Here is a 14739-nt window from a genome sequence, read left to right as displayed (position 1 = left end):
AAAGCGGGCTGTCTCCTGCGTGGCTGGGGAGGTTGGTGGGGCCGGTGGGGGAGGATGGGTGTCGACTGGAGGGGAGTGAGGCGCAGGATGATGGGGCGGTCGCATGCCTTGTCGGGGTGGTGTGCCGGGTTGGCGGTGGCTCCGCTGGTCGGGCTGACCACGGTGGCGCAGGTGGTGCCGTTCGCGGCGGCGACGGCTGGGTACGCCTTGCTGCCCGACCTCGACCACCCAGGCGCCAGCGCCTCACGCCTACTGGGCCCGATCACGAGGCTCGTCTCAGGAGCCGTACGAGCGTTCTCCGGCGTGCTCTACAACCTGACGAAGGGCCCGCGCGACGAGGAGGGCACTGGCAAGCACCGCCATGCCACGCACACCCTGGTCGCCGCCGTACTCCTCGGCTTCCTCGCCGCAACCCTCGGCGACCGCGGCAAATGGGCCGTACTTGCAGTAGCTGTGACCGGACTCGTGCTCGCGGCCGACGCACTAGGTGACTGGATTGTGGTCGCCGTGCTCGCGGCGGCAGGCTGGTCGGTCCTCAGTGCCACAGACGCCGGCACCGTCCTGCCGGGCACTGCGGCAGCCGATGCACTGCAGACCGGTCTGAGCCAGATCGGCGGCTGGATCGGTGCCGCAGTGGCCGTCGGCATGTTCGTCCACTGCCTCGGCGACAGCCTCACCCGGTCCGGTTGCCCGTGGCTCTGGCCGCTCCCGATCCGCGGCGAGACCTGGTACGAACTCCGCCTCCCGAAGCCGTTCCGCTTCAGCACCGGTCACTGGTTCGAACACGCGATCATCGTCCCCGCACTCACGATCGGCGGCGTACTGCTCCTCCCCGGCGCCTGGCACCTCGTCCAGCACCTGTTCGACGCGACGAGCATCTGGCTCGCCGGCCGGTCCTGAAGACGAAATCAAAGCCCAGGAAATGCTACAGAACGCGATGTCCAACTCACGGAAAGTATCCGCAGAAGTTTTTCCGGACTTTTTTGGCGGAAGCTGTAACGACTCCACGGTGTGGCCCGATAGGACGAGTGAGCCTGGTGGCTGCCCGGACCCCCGAGCGGACAGCCACCAGGCCTACCCATTTCTTGAGGGGCCAGGAGCGGTAATCTGAGGCACATGTCCTCGCCAGCATCCACGCCCTCGCAGACCTCGTCGACGGCGCTGCCCTTCGGCCGTCTGACGACCGCGATGATCACCCCGTTCCGGCCCGACGGTTCTCTCGACCTGGATGCCGCCCAGAAGGTCGCGACGTACCTCGTCGACGGCGGTAACGAAGCCCTGGTGCTGAACGGGACCACCGGCGAGGCGCCGACCACCTCGGACCAGGAGAAGGTCCAGGTCATCCAGGCGGTCCGCGAGGCCGTCGGCGACCGGGCGAAGATCGTCGCCGGGGTCGGTACCAACGACACCGCGCACACGATCGAGTGCGCCAAGCAGGCCGAGGCCGCCGGTGCGGACGGCCTGCTGGTCGTCACGCCGTACTACAACAAGCCTCCGCAGGACGGGCTGCGCGCGCACTTCACCGCGGTCGCCGACGCCACCGGCCTGCCGAACATGCTGTACGACATCCCCGGCCGCGCCGGGGTGGAGATCAAGACCGACACGCTGATCGCGCTCGCCGCGCACCCGCGGATCGTCGCGGTGAAGGACGCCAAGGGCGACCTGGCCGGGACCACCAAGGTGCTCGCGAACACCGATCTGTTCTACTACTGCGGTGCGGACGAGCTGAACCTCGCCTCCCTGGCGATCGGCGCGGTCGGCATCGCGAGCGTGGTAGCCCATGTCGCGAGCCGGGAGTACCGGCAGCTGATCGACGCCGTGGTGGCCGGCGACCTTGCCACCGCACAGGAAATTGATCGACGGCTGGTGCCCGCCGTCGAGACGATCATGACCAGGACCCAGGGCGCCATCATGGTGAAGGCCGCGCTGAAGCTGGCCGGCGTCATCGAGCACGCGGCCCTCAGGTTGCCGCTGGTCGAGGCGACGGCGGAGCAAGTGGACTGGCTCACCACCGACCTCAAACAGGCAGGACTGATTGCATGAGCCATCCCCATCCAGATCTCGACGCGCCCGGACCGCTGGCTCCGGGCGCTTTGCGGGTCATCCCGCTCGGCGGCCTCGGCGAGGTCGGCCGCAATATGACCGTGTTCGAGTACGACGGCAAGCTGCTGATCGTCGACTGCGGCGTACTCTTCCCGGACGAGAACCAGCCCGGCGTGGACCTGATCCTGCCGGACTTCGAGCCGATCCGGGACCGCCTCGACGACGTGGTCGCGGTCGTCCTGACGCACGGCCACGAGGACCACATCGGCGGGTTGCCCTACCTGCTGCGTGAGCGGGGCGACATCCCGGTGATCGGGTCGCAGCTCACGCTCGCGCTGCTCGAGGGCAAGCTGAAGGAACACCGGCACCGCAACGTGCCGCAGCAGACCGTGGTCGAGGGCGAGAAGCTCCAGATCGGCCCGTTCGTCTGCGAGTTCGTCGCGGTCAACCACTCGATCCCGGACGCGCTCGCGGTCGCGATCAAGACGCCGGCCGGTGTCGTACTGCACACCGGCGACTTCAAGATGGACCAGCTGCCGCTGGACAACCGGATCACCGACCTGCGCGCGTTCGCCCGGCTCGGTGCGGAGGGTGTCGACCTGTTCATGGTCGACTCGACGAACTCCGAGGTGCCCGGCTTCACCACCCACGAGCGCGACATCGCGCCGGTGCTGGACCGGGTGTTCACCAAGGCGAAGAACCAGCGCATCATCGTGGCCTGCTTCGCCTCGCACGTGCACCGCGTCCAGCAGGTGATGGACGCCGCGGTCAAGCACCGCCGCAAGGTGGCGTACGTCGGCCGCTCGATGGTCCGCAACATGGGCGTGGCCCGCGACCTCGGCTTCCTGAACGTGCCGGGCGACACGCTGATCGACATGCGCGACCTGGACAACTACCCGCCGGAGCAGGTGGTGCTGGTCTCGACCGGTTCGCAGGGCGAGCCGATGTCGGCGCTGTCCCGGATCGCCGCCAACGACCACAACGTCGTCCACCTGCAGCCCGGCGACACCGTCGTACTGGCCTCGTCGCTGATCCCCGGTAACGAGAACTCGGTGTACCGGGTGATCAACGGCCTGATCCGGCACGGCGCGAACGTGATCCACAAGGGCAACGCGCTGGTGCACGTGTCCGGGCACGCGAGCGCGGGCGAGCTGCTGTACTGCTACAACATCGTCAAGCCGCGCAACGTGATGCCGGTGCACGGCGAGATCCGGCACCTGCACGCGAACGCGGACCTGGCGATCCAGACCGGCGTACCGCGGGAGAACGTGGTCGTGGTCGAGGACGGCGTGGTGGTGGACCTGATCGACCGCAGGGCCGTGGTGGCCGGCAAGGTCGATTGCGGGTACGTGTTCGTGGACGGCTCGACCGTCGGCGACATCACCGAGACCTCGCTGAAGGACCGCCGGATCCTCGGCGACGAGGGCTTCATCTCGGTGATCGCGGTGATGGACTCGGTGACCGGCAAGCTGACCGCCGGCCCGGAGATCCAGGCCCGCGGGTTCGCCGAGGACGACACCGTGTTCGACGACCTGAAGCCGCGGATCGAGGCCGAGATCGAGAAGGCGATCGGCAGCGGCCTCGACGACATGTACCAGCTGCAGCAGGTGATCCGCCGGGTGGTCGGCAAGTGGGTCAGCGACACCCACCGCCGCCGCCCGATGATCATTCCGGTCGTCGTCGAAAGCTAGTACCCTCAGCGCGAGCGAAGGGATGGGCCGGCGATGAGTGTCAGCGGGGTGAACGGGACGGGCCAGCGCCGGCCCACGATGAAGGAGGTCGCTGCCCGGGCCGGGGTCGCGTTGAAGACCGTGTCCCGGGTGGTGAACGAGGAACCGAACGTCAGCCCCGAGCTGACCGCCAAGGTGCAGGCGGCGATCAAGGAGCTGAACTACACCCCGAACGAGTCGGCCCGGATGCTGCGCCGCGGCCGGACCGGCACGATCGCGGTGGTGATCCGCGACATCGGCGACCCGTTCTTTGCCTCGCTCGGCCGCGCGGTCGAGCTGTGGGCGCGGTCGTCCGGCTCGGTGGTGATGATCGGGCTGACCGACGAGGACCCCGAGCGCGAGCGGGACGTCTGCCTGGAGTTCGTTGCCCGCCGCCCCGATGCGCTGATCATGGCGCCGATCGGCGAGACCCAGGACTACCTGGCCCCGCACGTCGACGCCGGCATGGCGGTCGTCACGATCGACCGGCCGGCGCACGGGATCGAGGCGGACGCCGTACTCGCGGACAACGCGGGCGGGATCGACCAGGCGATCGACCACCTGGTCCGGCAGGGTCACCGCCGGATCGCTTACCTCGGCGACGACGAGCGGATCTTCACGGCCCGCGAGCGCGTGGTCGCCTACCGGGCGGCGATGGCCCGGCACGGGATCGCTGTCGACGAGGATCTCGTGCACCTGTCCGAGCCGACCACCGAGGGCATCGGCATCACGCTCTCGGCCGTCCTCGACCGCGCCGAGCCCGCGACGGCGTTGCTGTCGGCAAACAACATGACGACCGCCGAGGTGCTGCGTGGCCTCGCGGGCCGGCGGGACCGGGTCGCCTTGGTGTCCTTCGACGACCTCGCCCTGGGCGACCTGTTGAGCCCGGGGCTGACCGCGGTCGCGCAGTCGGCCGACGTGATGGCCCGGACCGCGATCCAGCTGATGACCGAGCGGCTCCCGGAACCGCACCGCCCCGGCCGTACGGTCCGGGTCCCGGTCAAACTGACGATCCGCGGCTCGGGGGAGATCCCGCCTCCGCGCTGACCACGTGCCCGGGCTCACCGAACCGAGCCAGCACCAACGCGGCAGCGACGGCGAGCACGAATCCGCAACCGGCCACCGCGCTGTAGCCCGGTCGCGCGCGATCGCCCAGCAACAGGAGCCCGACGAGGGCGGGAAAGACAGTTTCTCCGACGACCAGCATCGCGGTAGCTGTCGTGACGCCTCCGCGCTGCAGGGCCGCCGCGTAGCACAGCATCGCCAGGGCGCCGCTCGCGACCGCGGTGTAGGCGGCGGGTTCCGTGATCAGATCAGCCGGTCGCAGGCTGGGAATGATCCGCGCCGAGACCGCGACCACCCCGAACCCCAGGCCGGCGATCAGGCCCAGCAACGGACCGTGCAGCCGACGCGGCAGCAGCCGGATCGACAACCGGGCGAGAGCCAGCAGTACCACCGCGACACCCAGCGCCAGGCGGAAGCCGTGCCCGGCCGCCGGGTTGCCCTCGGTCCCGGCCGACACGCCCAGCAGGCCGAGCCCGAGACAGACGGTGCCGACCGCGAGCCATTCGCGTCTACCGAGGCGAACACCAAGGACTCGCGCCGCCACCGCAGTAACGGCCAAGCTGGCAGCCAGCGCGGACTGCACCACGAACAACGGAAGCACCTGCAGCGCGGCGACCTGCACGCCGAAGCCGACGGTATCCAATCCCATCCCCAGCACGAAGCGCGGCTTGAGCACAACGTCGTGCGCGCTCGTGTCGCCAGAGCCTCCAGCAGCCGATGCCTGCAGGACGGACGCCAGACCGTACGCGACAGCTGCCGCCAACGCGCCCGCCAGACCCCACCACATGACGGCCACCTTAGGACAAGGTCAGAGGCGGTACTGGGACAACAGCGGGCACTGGAACGGGTCGCGGGCGCCGAGACCCACGTCGTTGAGGTGTTCGACGACGATCCGGTACGACGCGAACAGGCCGACCTCGGTGTACGGGATGCCGTGCAGTTCGCAGTACTCCCGGACGATCGGCTGCACCTGCCGCAGCGTCGGCCGCGGCATGCTCGGGAACAGATGGTGCTCGATCTGGTAGTTGAGCCCGCCCATCGCGAGGTCGGTGAGGACGCCACCGCGGATGTTCCGCGACATCAGCACCTGGCGCCGGAGGAAGTCGAGTTTCGTACCGGCCGCGACGATCGGCATGCCCTTGTGGTTCGGGGCGAACGCCGCGCCGAGGCACACGCCGAAGATCGCGAGCTGCAGGCCGAGGAACGCAGTCGCCTTCCCGACCGGGAGCAGCAGGTAGAGCGCGGCGACGTACGTCGTGATCCGGGCCAGGACGATCGCGGCGTCGATGCGGTCGGCGCGGCTCGCGTCCCGGCGGAGGAGATGCTTGAGGCTGGACGCGTGCAGCCCGACGCCCTCGAGCGTGAGCAGCGGGAAGAACAGCCAGCCCTGCCGCGCGGCGAACCAGCGGCCGAGCTGCCCGCGACCGGCGAGCGCCTGCGGGGTGAACGCGAGCACCTTGAGCTGTACGTCGGGATCGCGGTCGGCCTGGTTCGGCGCCGCGTGATGCTTGTTGTGCTTGCTGCGCCACCAGCTGACGCTCATCCCGAGCACGCAACCGGCCAGGATCCGCGCGGTCCAGTCGTTGCGGGCGTTCGAGTCGAAGATCTGCCGGTGTGCACTGTCGTGACTCAGGAACGCGACCTGCACCAGCACGAGCGCCAGCGCGGCGGCGAGCCACAGCTGGTGCCAGGAGTTGCCGAGCAGCAGCACGCCGGTGACAACCGCGAGCAGGGCGAAGCCGACGACGCCGATGCGGGTGAGGTAGTAACCCTGGCGGCGCCGGAACAGACCGAGTTCGCGCACGGTCCGGAGGAGCTCCGTGTACGTGCTCGCGTACTGCTGCTGTGCGCTCATGTCGGCCAGGGTGAAGACGCGGCATGAAGCCTGGTGTGCGGCCAGATGGCGGGGCGAGGTCGGCTCGGCAAAGGTCTAATTCCGGTACTGCGCGACGATCGGGCAGTCGAACGGGTCGCGCGCCCGCAGGCCGACGTTGTTCAGGTAGCCGACGACGATCCGGTACGACGAGAACAGGCCCATCTCGGTGTACTTGACGCCGTGCAGCTCGCAGTACTCCCGGACGATCGGCTGGACCCGTCGCAGGGTCGGGCTCGGCATGTTCGGGAACAGGTGGTGCTCGATCTGGTAGTTCAGGCTGCCCATCGCGAAGTCGGTGAACACGCCGCCGCGGATGTTGCGCGACATCAGCACCTGACGGCGCAGGAAGTCGAGCTTCATCGTCCTCGGGACGAGTGGCATGCCCTTGTGGTTCGGCGCGAAGGAACCGCCGAGGCAGATGCCGAAGATCGCGAGCTGCAGCCCGAGGAACGCCCCTGCCTTACCGATCGGCAACAGCAGTAACAGCACGGTCAGGTAGCCGGCCAGCCGGGTGACCACGATCGCGGCCTCGATCCGTTCGACCTTGGTGGCCGAGCGGCGGAGCAGGTGCTGCACGCTGGCGACGTAGAGGCTGAGGCCTTCGAGGGTGAGCAGCGGGAAGAACAGCCAGCCCTGGCGACGAGTCAGCCAGGCCAGCACGCCGGTACGCCGGGCCGCGTGCTCCGGGTGGAACGCGATGACGCCGATGTCGATGTCCGGGTCCTTCGTGAGCTGGTTCGGCGCCTGGTGATGCCGGCTGTGTTTCGACCGCCACCAGCTCGCGCTCATGCCGACCAGCCCGCCGGCGAGCAGCCGCGCGGTCCAGTCGTTCCAGCGGGCGGAGTCGAAGATCTGCCGATGCGCACTGTCATGGCTCAGGAACGCGACCTGGGTGAGCACGAGCGCCAGCGCACCTGCCATCAACAGTTGCAGCCACGAGTTGCCCAGCAAGCCGAATCCGACCCAGACCCCGGCGAACGCGGCCACCACGAGGCCGATCCGAACGAAGTAGTAACCGCGGCGCCGGCGGAGCAGTCCGAGCTCGCGGACGGTGCGGAGCAGGTCGGTGTACAGGTTCGTGTACTTCTGTTGAGCTCGCAACGGGTCGTGGTCTTCGGCAAGCAGTTGTGACATGAGAAGGGCCCCGGTTCCAAGTAGTGCATCGGCCGATGCGCTACCAGGTCCAGGGCAGCGTCACGAGAAGGTGCTGTGGCTCAACGGAACCACGTCGAGTGGCCGTACACAAGTTCGCGTCCGGGCCGCGGGTGATTTGGCGCCCAGTTCGCCGGGCCTTCACCTGACCGCCATCAGCGGGGAGCACCTTCGGGTCATGAAACTGAGTCGCCGCCAACTCCTTGCCGCCACCACTGCTGCCGGTGCGTCTCTCGCCGTGCCGGGTGTGGCGTCTGCTGTTCCGAACCTTGTCCGCAGTGATCGCGTCGCGCTGCCGTCGGGGATCGCGAGCGCCGACGTGACGCCGAACTCGGCCGTCGTCTGGGCGCGCGCCGACCGGCCCGGACGGCTCGTCGTACAGCTGACCAGCCACGGCCGCTTCGACCGGGCGATCAGCCTGCGCGGCCCGAAGACGGACGCCGGCGACGACTTCACCGCACGGCTGCCGCTGCGCGGTCTGCGCCCGGGGCAGCGCTACGACTACCGGCTCGGCTTCGAGGACGGAGGAGGCCGGATCGGCGAGACGCTGGACGGCTCGTTCCACACCCCGGGCCGCAACCGCGAGGTGTCGTTCGTGTTCACCGGCGACACCGCGGGCCAGGGGTACGGCATCAACCCGGACCTCGGCGGGATGATCGCGTACAAGGCGATGCACGACACCCGGCCGGACTTCTTCCTGCACTCCGGCGACAACATCTACGCCGACGGCCCGATCCAGGCCGAGCTGAAGGTTGCCGACGGCACCGTTTGGAAGAACGTCGTGACCGAGGAGGTCTCGAAGGTCGCCGAGACGCTGGCCGAGTACCGCGGCCGGTACAAGTACAACCTGCTCGACGAGAACGTCAGGGCGCTGTACGCCGACGTACCCCTGGTCGCGCAGTGGGACGACCACGAGACGCACAACAACTGGTACCCGGGCCAGATCCTCGACGACGCACGGTACGTCGAGCGGCGCGTCGACGTACTCGCGGCGCGGGCGAAGAAGGCGTTCCTGGAGTACCTGCCGATGGAGCACCTCGGGGACCGCGACCGCATCTACCGCAAGGTGAGCTACGGGCCACTGCTCGACGTGTTCTGCCTGGACATGCGCACGTACCGCGGCGCGAACCCCGCGCCGTCGACGGCCGGGCCGGTCGCGATGCTCGGCGCCGAACAGGCCGCCTGGCTGGTTCGTGAGGCGGCCGCGTCGCGGGCGACCTGGAAGGTGATCGCCAGCGACATGCCGCTCGGCCTGCTGGTACCGGACGGCAACCTGGTCGAGGCGGTCGCGAACGGTCTGCCGGGCGCGCCGGGTGGTCGCGAGCACGAGATCGCGTGGGTGCTCAGCCAGTTCAAGAAGCACAAGGTGCGGAACGCGATCTGGCTGACCGCCGACGTGCACTACGCGGCCGCGCACCACTACGACCCGGCGCGGGCCGCATACACCGACTTCGACCCGTTCTGGGAGATCGTCGCCGGTCCGATCAACGCCGGTACGTTCGGTCCGAACGTGCTGGACAGCACCTTCGGTCCGGAGGTCGTGTGGTCGAAGGCGGCCGACTTCCCGAGCCAGTCGCCGGCGGCCGGCAACCAGTTCTTCGGGCACACCTGGATCGACCCGCGGACCGGGGTGTTCACGGTGTCGCTGCGGAACCTGTTCGGCGAGGTGCTCTGGACGAAGGACCTCACCCCGACCCGGTAACAGCCGGGTCCGTCGACCTCACCGGCTCCGGCGCCTGTGCGGGATGCCGCCCACCGGAGCCGGTGCGGACGACGTGCAATCGCGGTCGCAGTGTGACCGGCGATTGCATAAGTTTGTCGGCATGACCTACCCGGAGAGCCGCCGCGACGACGTGGTCGAGACCTTGCACGGCCGCCAGATCGCCGACCCGTACCGCTGGCTGGAAGACCCTGACTCCGCCGACACCCAGGACTGGGTCGACCGGCAGAACGCGTTCACCGAGGCCGAGCTGTCGGGCTACCCGGAGCGTGAGTGGTTCCAGAAGACGATGTCCGCGATCCTGGCCCGCCCACGCGCCGGCGTACCCGAGAAGAAGGCGGGCTGGTACTTCGTCGGCCGCAACGACGGCACCCGCGCGCAGGACGTGATCTACGTGGCCGAGTCGCTCGACGAGCTGCTGTCCGGCGGCCGGGTGCTGATCGACCCGAACACGCTGTCCGAGGACGGTACGGACTCGCTCGGGACGTTCACGGTCAGCCCGGACGGGAAGTACTTCGCGTACGGCATCAACGAGAGCGGCAGCGACTGGACGACGTTCCGGCTGCTCGACATCGCCACTGGTACTCCGGTCGACGACCTGGTGTCGGAGGCCAAGTTCAGTGAGGCGACGTGGCTCCCGGACAGCTCGGCGTACTTGTACCTGCACTACCCGGCCAGCGGGCGCGCCGAGGGTACGGCGACCACCTCCTTGACCGGTGGGCGGCTGATGCTGCACCGCGTCGGCACACCGCAGTCCGAGGACGAGCTCGTGCTGAGCTTCCCGGGCAAGGACCAGTTCTTCATCGCCCCTGAGGTTTCTGACGACGACCGGTACCTCGTTGTACACATCACCGAGGGCACTGATCGCAGCACGCGGCTCTGGGCGTACCCGATCACCAGCGACGGCATTGGCGAACCGGTGAAGGTCGTCGACGAGTTCGCGGACGAGATCGCGTTCGTACGGATGTCCGGCGACCAGCTCGTACTGCGGACCGACCGTGACGCGCCCCGCGGCCGCGTGGTGCTGTCGGACTTCGAGGGCTCGTTCACGGACCTCATCCCGGAGGGGGAGTCCACCCTGCAGGCCGTGCGCGCTACGGCGGACGGCCTCGCCACAGTGACGCTGGTGGACGCCCAGTCCGTTCTTACGCTCTACGCGTTGGACGGGTCCGGCGGACGCGTTGTCGACGTACCTGGTGGCGGTGTGGTCGGCTTCAACGCGGGACCGAAGTACGACGAGCTCTTCATCGGTCTGTCGACCACGACGGACCCCACGCTGTCGTATGTCGTATCCACCGGGTCAGGCGACGTACGCGCGCTGCCGGAACTTGTCCGCGGCTCGGGCGGCTTCACCCCACCGTCAGTGACCATTACCCGCGTGCAGGGTCCAGTGCCGTACTTCTTGGTCACCCGGGCCGACTTGGGGTTCGACACACCGCGCCCGACTCTCATGTGGGGGTACGGCGGCTTCCGCATCCCGATCCAGGCCGACTACCGGCCCGGCTGGCCGGCGTGGCTCGCTGCCGGGGGAGTGCTGGTCATCACGAACCTCCGTGGTGGCGGGGAGTACGGGGCCGAGTGGCACGACGCAGGGCGGCTCAAGAACAAGCAGAACGTCTTCGACGACTTCATCGCGGTCGCAGAGCACCTGCGGGACACCGGTGTGACGACACCGGCACAGCTGGCGATCCACGGCCGCAGCAACGGCGGTCTGCTGGTTGGTGCGGTGATGACGCAGCGTCCGGATCTGTTCGCGGTCGCACTGCCCGGTGTGGGCGTGCTGGACATGCTGCGGTTCCATCTGTTCACCGTGGGAGCTGCGTGGGCGTCCGACTACGGCCTGCCCGACGACCCGGATCAGTTCGAGGACCTGCTGGCCTACTCGCCACTACATCGAGTCAGCGACGGCACGGCGTACCCGGCGACTCTGGTGGTCACAGGTGATCACGACGACCGCGTGGTTCCGCTGCACAGCCACAAGTTCATCGCTGCGCTGCAGCACGCCCAGTCCGGTCCGCAGCCCGTCTTGACCCGGGTGGAGGTCAACACCGGCCATGGCTTCGGCAAACCTGCCGCGATGATCGCGTCGGAGTGGGCCGACCTACTGGCGTTCGCTGCTCACCACGTAGGTCTCGTACCTCCCGAGCAGTAGGAGGGCTGCTGCTCTACCAGATGCGCGGAGCGTGGAGGTCGCGGGGATCGTCGGACGGCTGACAGCCGTGCGCGGTCTCCGCGTACTCCGTCCGCGGGCCGGTGGTGGCCAGCGTGCGTACGGCGTTGACGAGCCGGTCTACGTGCTCACGGGTCGTACCGAGGCCGAGGCTGGCGCGCACCGCCGTACCGTGCTCGGGGGAGCCGGCGAGCAGGTGGCCGACCAGCGGGTGGGCGCAGAACTTGCCGTCCCGGACGCCGATGCCGTACTCCGCGCTCAGTGCGGCGGACACGAGTGTCGAGGTCAGGCCCTCGATCGTGAAGCAGACCGTGCCGACCCGGTCCGCGTCCGCGCCGAAGATCGAGTACGTCGTGACGCCGTCGATCTGGGCGAGGCCGGTGCGCAGGCGGGCCAGCAGGCTGCGCTCGTGCTGCTCGATCGCGTCGCGGTGCCTGGTGATCGCGGCGCAGGCGCTTGCCAGCGCGATGGCGCCGATGACGTTGGGGGAGCCGCCCTCGTGCCGCGCCGGGCCGGTTGTCCACACCACGGTGTCGCTCGTGACCGCGTGGGTCGCGCCGCCGCCGTACAGGTACGGGTCGGCGGCGTCGAGCCAGTCGGAGCGGCCGATCAGGGCGCCGGCGCCGTACGGCGCGTAGAGCTTGTGACCGGACAGAGCGACCCAGTCGACGTCCAGGGAGGCGATGTCGACCGGGCGGTGCGGTGCGAGCTGCGCGGCGTCCAGGCAGACCCGCGCGCCGTGCGCCTTGGCCACGTTGGCGATCTCCGCGATCGGGAAGATCTCACCGGTCACGTTCGACGCGCCGGTGACGACGACCAGGCGCGGGCCTTCAGGCGCCTGCCGGAGCGCGTCGGCGACGTTCGTGACGGCCTCGGCCGGGCTGGCCGGCGCCTTGAGCCGGACGGTCCGCTCGGCCGCCCAGGGGAGCAGCGCGGCGTGGTGCTCGGACTCGAACACGATCACGGTCGCGTCCGCCGGTACCGCGTGCGCCAGCAGGTTCAGCGCGTCGGTGGTCTGCCGGGTGAAGATCACCTGGTCGTCGTCGCGCGCACCGACGAACGCGTGCACCTCGGCGCGGGCCCGCTCATACCACTGGGTGGTGATCCGGGACGCGTACCCGTTGCCGCGGTGCACCGAGGCGTACGACGGGAGCGCGGCCTCGACGCTGGCCCGGACGGACTCCAGACACGGGGCGCTCGCACCGTGGTCGAAGTTCGCGTAGTCGGTGACGCGGCCGTCGGCGAGCGGGACCAGCAGGTCCGAGCCGACGGTGGTGGGGATGTTTCCGGTCACCTGGCGGGTCACTGTCGGCCGCTGAGCCGTCGCGCTGGCCGGTTCGAGGATGGAGAGAATCGACATGGTGCTGCTCCCAGGAAGTCCGCGCTTGCCGAACGGGGTATCCGCACGGCCTGGTCTTCACCCGGGGCACCCCACCGCGGAGGAGGGTTGCCGGCCAGCGAGCCGGGGCTTGTCGCTGACACTCATGACCTGCCGAGAACGGTAACGAACGGGCCACGGCTCACGCCAGTGCGAATCCCACGATCTGAGACCACCGCACAAGGGGTGAGACAGCAACATTCTGGAGTCGGGTCGGTCGGACCCGGATCCGCGCGAGTGGCCCGTGCTGACTCGCGGCTGGTGTTGGATAAGCCCGTGACGACGAACGCTGCGGTGTGGACCGCCCCCGATGTCGAGCGGCCCGACGGTTCGCTGACCGCCCCCGAACGTGAACTGCTGCAGGGATATCTCGACTTCTACCGGACCACGCTGCTGTACAAGTGCGCCGGCCTGACCGCGGAACAGCTGGCCGCGCGCCCCTCGCCGCCGTCGAACCTCTCACTGCTCGGCCTGATCCGCCACCTGACCAAGGTCGAGCGGATCTGGTTCCGCATCCACTTCGCCGCCGACCCTGCCGAGGCCGCTGAGCCGCTGTTCGCGCCCGAGCTCGGGAAGGACGCCGACTTCGAGTTGATCGACCCGGCCGACGCGCAGCCGGCGTACGACGGTCTGATCGCCGAGTGGAAGCTGTCCGACGACGCGGCCGCCGGGCACTCGCTGGACGACCGGTTCACCTTCGGTGGTACCGAGTCGACGCTGCGGATGATCTACATCCACCTCATCGGCGAGTACGGACGGCACTGTGGCCACGCAGACCTGCTCCGCGAGCAGCTGGACGGCGTTACAGGGGCCTGACCGTGCCTTTCACACTCGCCCATCCGGCGGCCGTGCTGCCGCTGGTCCGGCGGCCGTTCGTTGTATCGGCGCTGGTGGCCGGTGCGGTGGCACCTGACCTGCTGTACGTCGACGTGCTCTACCGGATCGCCACGAAGTACATCAACGGCAACTTCACGTTGACGCTGACGCACAAGTTCACGTCTGCGTTCTGGCTGGACCCGTTGCTGGCTTTGCTACTCGTTGCCGTGTTCAACGTGCTCCTGAAGCGGCCACTGGTCGCTCTTGCGCCTCCTGGTCTCGCAGCGCGCCTGCCTGCTCCCCAGGGCTTTCCCAACGTCGTCTAGCTGGTTGTGTCGGCTGTCGTTGGCTCGTTGACCCACGTGGTGTGGGACTCGTTCACCCACGGCGACGGCTACTTCGTCCGCGAGTTCGCGGCGCTCGCCAGCGTGAACCGCATCCTCCAGTACGTCAGCACAGTCGGCGGCTGCTTGATCCTGGCGGTCTGGCTGTACCGCTGGTACCGCCGTACGCCTCCTGTCATCACCCAACGTGACGCGGCCCCTGGCTGGGTGCGGTATCTCGTGCTGAGCGTGCTCGTGCTCTTCGCCGTAGTAGGTGCAGTCGTTGAGCTCAGCCGGGCGGACGGAGGCCTCGGCGGCGAGCCCGCCGTACGGCTCGCCCTGTCCGGGCTCGTCTCCGGCGGCCTGGCGGCACTCGGCTGGTACGTCGTGCTGTGGCACCTGGGGCGGCTGCGTCCTGGCCGTGATGCTACGGATGAGCCGGTGTGATCGGCGTGTGACACGTGGGACTCGTGGGGTAATCGGGGTA

General features: G+C 68.9%; 11 protein-coding genes, 1 pseudogene and 1 riboswitch. Of the genes and pseudogenes, 8 read left to right on the top strand and 4 right to left on the bottom strand.

All coding sequences use genetic code 11. From position 1 onward, the window contains the following. Positions 1-54: 54 nt before the first annotated feature. The 4 genes from ACZ5BU_RS13575 to ACZ5BU_RS13560 all read left to right on the top strand — a co-directional run bounded on the left by ACZ5BU_RS13575 (position 55) and on the right by ACZ5BU_RS13560 (position 4799). On the top strand, positions 55-900 hold the full coding sequence (locus ACZ5BU_RS13575) for a metal-dependent hydrolase (RefSeq protein ID WP_465698602.1): 846 nt from the start codon (positions 55-57) through the stop codon (positions 898-900). A 216-nt stretch (positions 901-1116) separates the two neighbouring features. Further along, entirely contained in the window at positions 1117-2043 is a 927-nt protein-coding gene (dapA, locus tag ACZ5BU_RS13570) for a 4-hydroxy-tetrahydrodipicolinate synthase (RefSeq protein WP_465698600.1), read from the top strand. After that, positions 2040-3734: a ribonuclease J gene (locus ACZ5BU_RS13565; RefSeq protein WP_465698598.1), complete on the top strand. Its 1695-nt coding sequence runs from the start codon at positions 2040-2042 to the stop codon at positions 3732-3734. The genes dapA and ACZ5BU_RS13565 overlap by 4 nt, the downstream gene beginning before the upstream one ends. 33 nt (positions 3735-3767) lie before the next feature. Beyond that, positions 3768-4799: a LacI family DNA-binding transcriptional regulator gene (locus ACZ5BU_RS13560; protein ID WP_465698596.1), complete on the top strand. Its 1032-nt coding sequence runs from the start codon at positions 3768-3770 to the stop codon at positions 4797-4799. Here ACZ5BU_RS13560 and ACZ5BU_RS13555 read toward each other — a convergent pair. The 3 genes from ACZ5BU_RS13555 to ACZ5BU_RS13545 form a co-directional block, all read right to left on the bottom strand. Continuing rightward, positions 4753-5604 (bottom strand): hypothetical protein, encoded by an 852-nt coding sequence (locus tag ACZ5BU_RS13555; RefSeq protein ID WP_465698595.1) that lies wholly within the window; start codon positions 5602-5604, stop codon positions 4753-4755. The two genes, ACZ5BU_RS13560 and ACZ5BU_RS13555, sit on opposite strands and share 47 nt — an antisense overlap. Positions 5605-5625: 21 nt before the next feature. After that, positions 5626-6672, bottom strand: a complete 1047-nt coding sequence (locus ACZ5BU_RS13550) for a fatty acid desaturase family protein (RefSeq protein WP_465698593.1) — start codon at positions 6670-6672, stop codon at positions 5626-5628. A 75-nt stretch (positions 6673-6747) separates the two neighbouring features. Continuing rightward, positions 6748-7827, bottom strand: a complete 1080-nt coding sequence (locus ACZ5BU_RS13545; RefSeq protein WP_465698591.1) for a fatty acid desaturase family protein — start codon at positions 7825-7827, stop codon at positions 6748-6750. Positions 7828-8023: 196 nt separating this feature from the next. Here ACZ5BU_RS13545 and ACZ5BU_RS13540 point away from each other — a divergent pair, with 196 nt between their 5' ends. Both ACZ5BU_RS13540 and ACZ5BU_RS13535 read left to right on the top strand, forming a co-directional pair. Next, entirely contained in the window at positions 8024-9547 is a 1524-nt protein-coding gene (locus tag ACZ5BU_RS13540) for an alkaline phosphatase D family protein (protein ID WP_465698589.1), read from the top strand. 121 nt (positions 9548-9668) lie between these two features. Next, positions 9669-11717: a prolyl oligopeptidase family serine peptidase gene (locus tag ACZ5BU_RS13535; protein WP_465698587.1), complete on the top strand. Its 2049-nt coding sequence runs from the start codon at positions 9669-9671 to the stop codon at positions 11715-11717. A 13-nt stretch (positions 11718-11730) separates the two neighbouring features. Here the strand turns inward: ACZ5BU_RS13535 and ACZ5BU_RS13530 are convergent, their stop codons facing one another. Next, on the bottom strand, positions 11731-13095 hold the full coding sequence (locus tag ACZ5BU_RS13530) for an aminotransferase class V-fold PLP-dependent enzyme (protein ID WP_465698585.1): 1365 nt from the start codon (positions 13093-13095) through the stop codon (positions 11731-11733). Between the two features lie 16 nt (positions 13096-13111). Then, positions 13112-13225: riboswitch (SAM riboswitch) on the bottom strand. Positions 13226-13389: 164 nt separating this feature from the next. On the opposite strand from ACZ5BU_RS13530, the gene ACZ5BU_RS13525 reads away from it, so the two are divergent. Both ACZ5BU_RS13525 and ACZ5BU_RS13520 read left to right on the top strand, forming a co-directional pair. Next, entirely contained in the window at positions 13390-13929 is a 540-nt protein-coding gene (locus tag ACZ5BU_RS13525) for a DinB family protein (RefSeq protein ID WP_465698584.1), read from the top strand. Positions 13930-13931: 2 nt separating this feature from the next. Continuing rightward, positions 13932-14699, top strand: a pseudogene (locus ACZ5BU_RS13520) (DUF4184 family protein). Positions 14700-14739: the final 40 nt, after the last annotated feature.

This window comes from Kribbella sp. NPDC031520 (assembly GCF_055580825.1).
The sequence above is the reverse complement of the archived record's forward strand: the minus strand, read 5'-3'. Positions and strand labels throughout refer to the sequence as shown.

What these genes read in the sequence shown, in the direction of transcription:
- ACZ5BU_RS13575 (WP_465698602.1), top strand. Translation starts at nt 55, where the DNA reads ATGGGTGTCGACTGGAGGGGAGTGAGGCGCAGGATGATGGGGCGGTCG.
- dapA (WP_465698600.1), top strand. Translation starts at nt 1,117, where the DNA reads ATGTCCTCGCCAGCATCCACGCCCTCGCAGACCTCGTCGACGGCGCTG.
- ACZ5BU_RS13565 (WP_465698598.1), top strand. Translation starts at nt 2,040, where the DNA reads ATGAGCCATCCCCATCCAGATCTCGACGCGCCCGGACCGCTGGCTCCG.
- ACZ5BU_RS13560 (WP_465698596.1), top strand. Translation starts at nt 3,768, where the DNA reads ATGAGTGTCAGCGGGGTGAACGGGACGGGCCAGCGCCGGCCCACGATG.
- ACZ5BU_RS13555 (WP_465698595.1), bottom strand. Translation starts at nt 5,604, where the DNA reads ATGTGGTGGGGTCTGGCGGGCGCGTTGGCGGCAGCTGTCGCGTACGGT.
- ACZ5BU_RS13550 (WP_465698593.1), bottom strand. Translation starts at nt 6,672, where the DNA reads ATGAGCGCACAGCAGCAGTACGCGAGCACGTACACGGAGCTCCTCCGG.
- ACZ5BU_RS13545 (WP_465698591.1), bottom strand. Translation starts at nt 7,827, where the DNA reads ATGTCACAACTGCTTGCCGAAGACCACGACCCGTTGCGAGCTCAACAG.
- ACZ5BU_RS13540 (WP_465698589.1), top strand. Translation starts at nt 8,024, where the DNA reads ATGAAACTGAGTCGCCGCCAACTCCTTGCCGCCACCACTGCTGCCGGT.
- ACZ5BU_RS13535 (WP_465698587.1), top strand. Translation starts at nt 9,669, where the DNA reads ATGACCTACCCGGAGAGCCGCCGCGACGACGTGGTCGAGACCTTGCAC.
- ACZ5BU_RS13530 (WP_465698585.1), bottom strand. Translation starts at nt 13,095, where the DNA reads ATGTCGATTCTCTCCATCCTCGAACCGGCCAGCGCGACGGCTCAGCGG.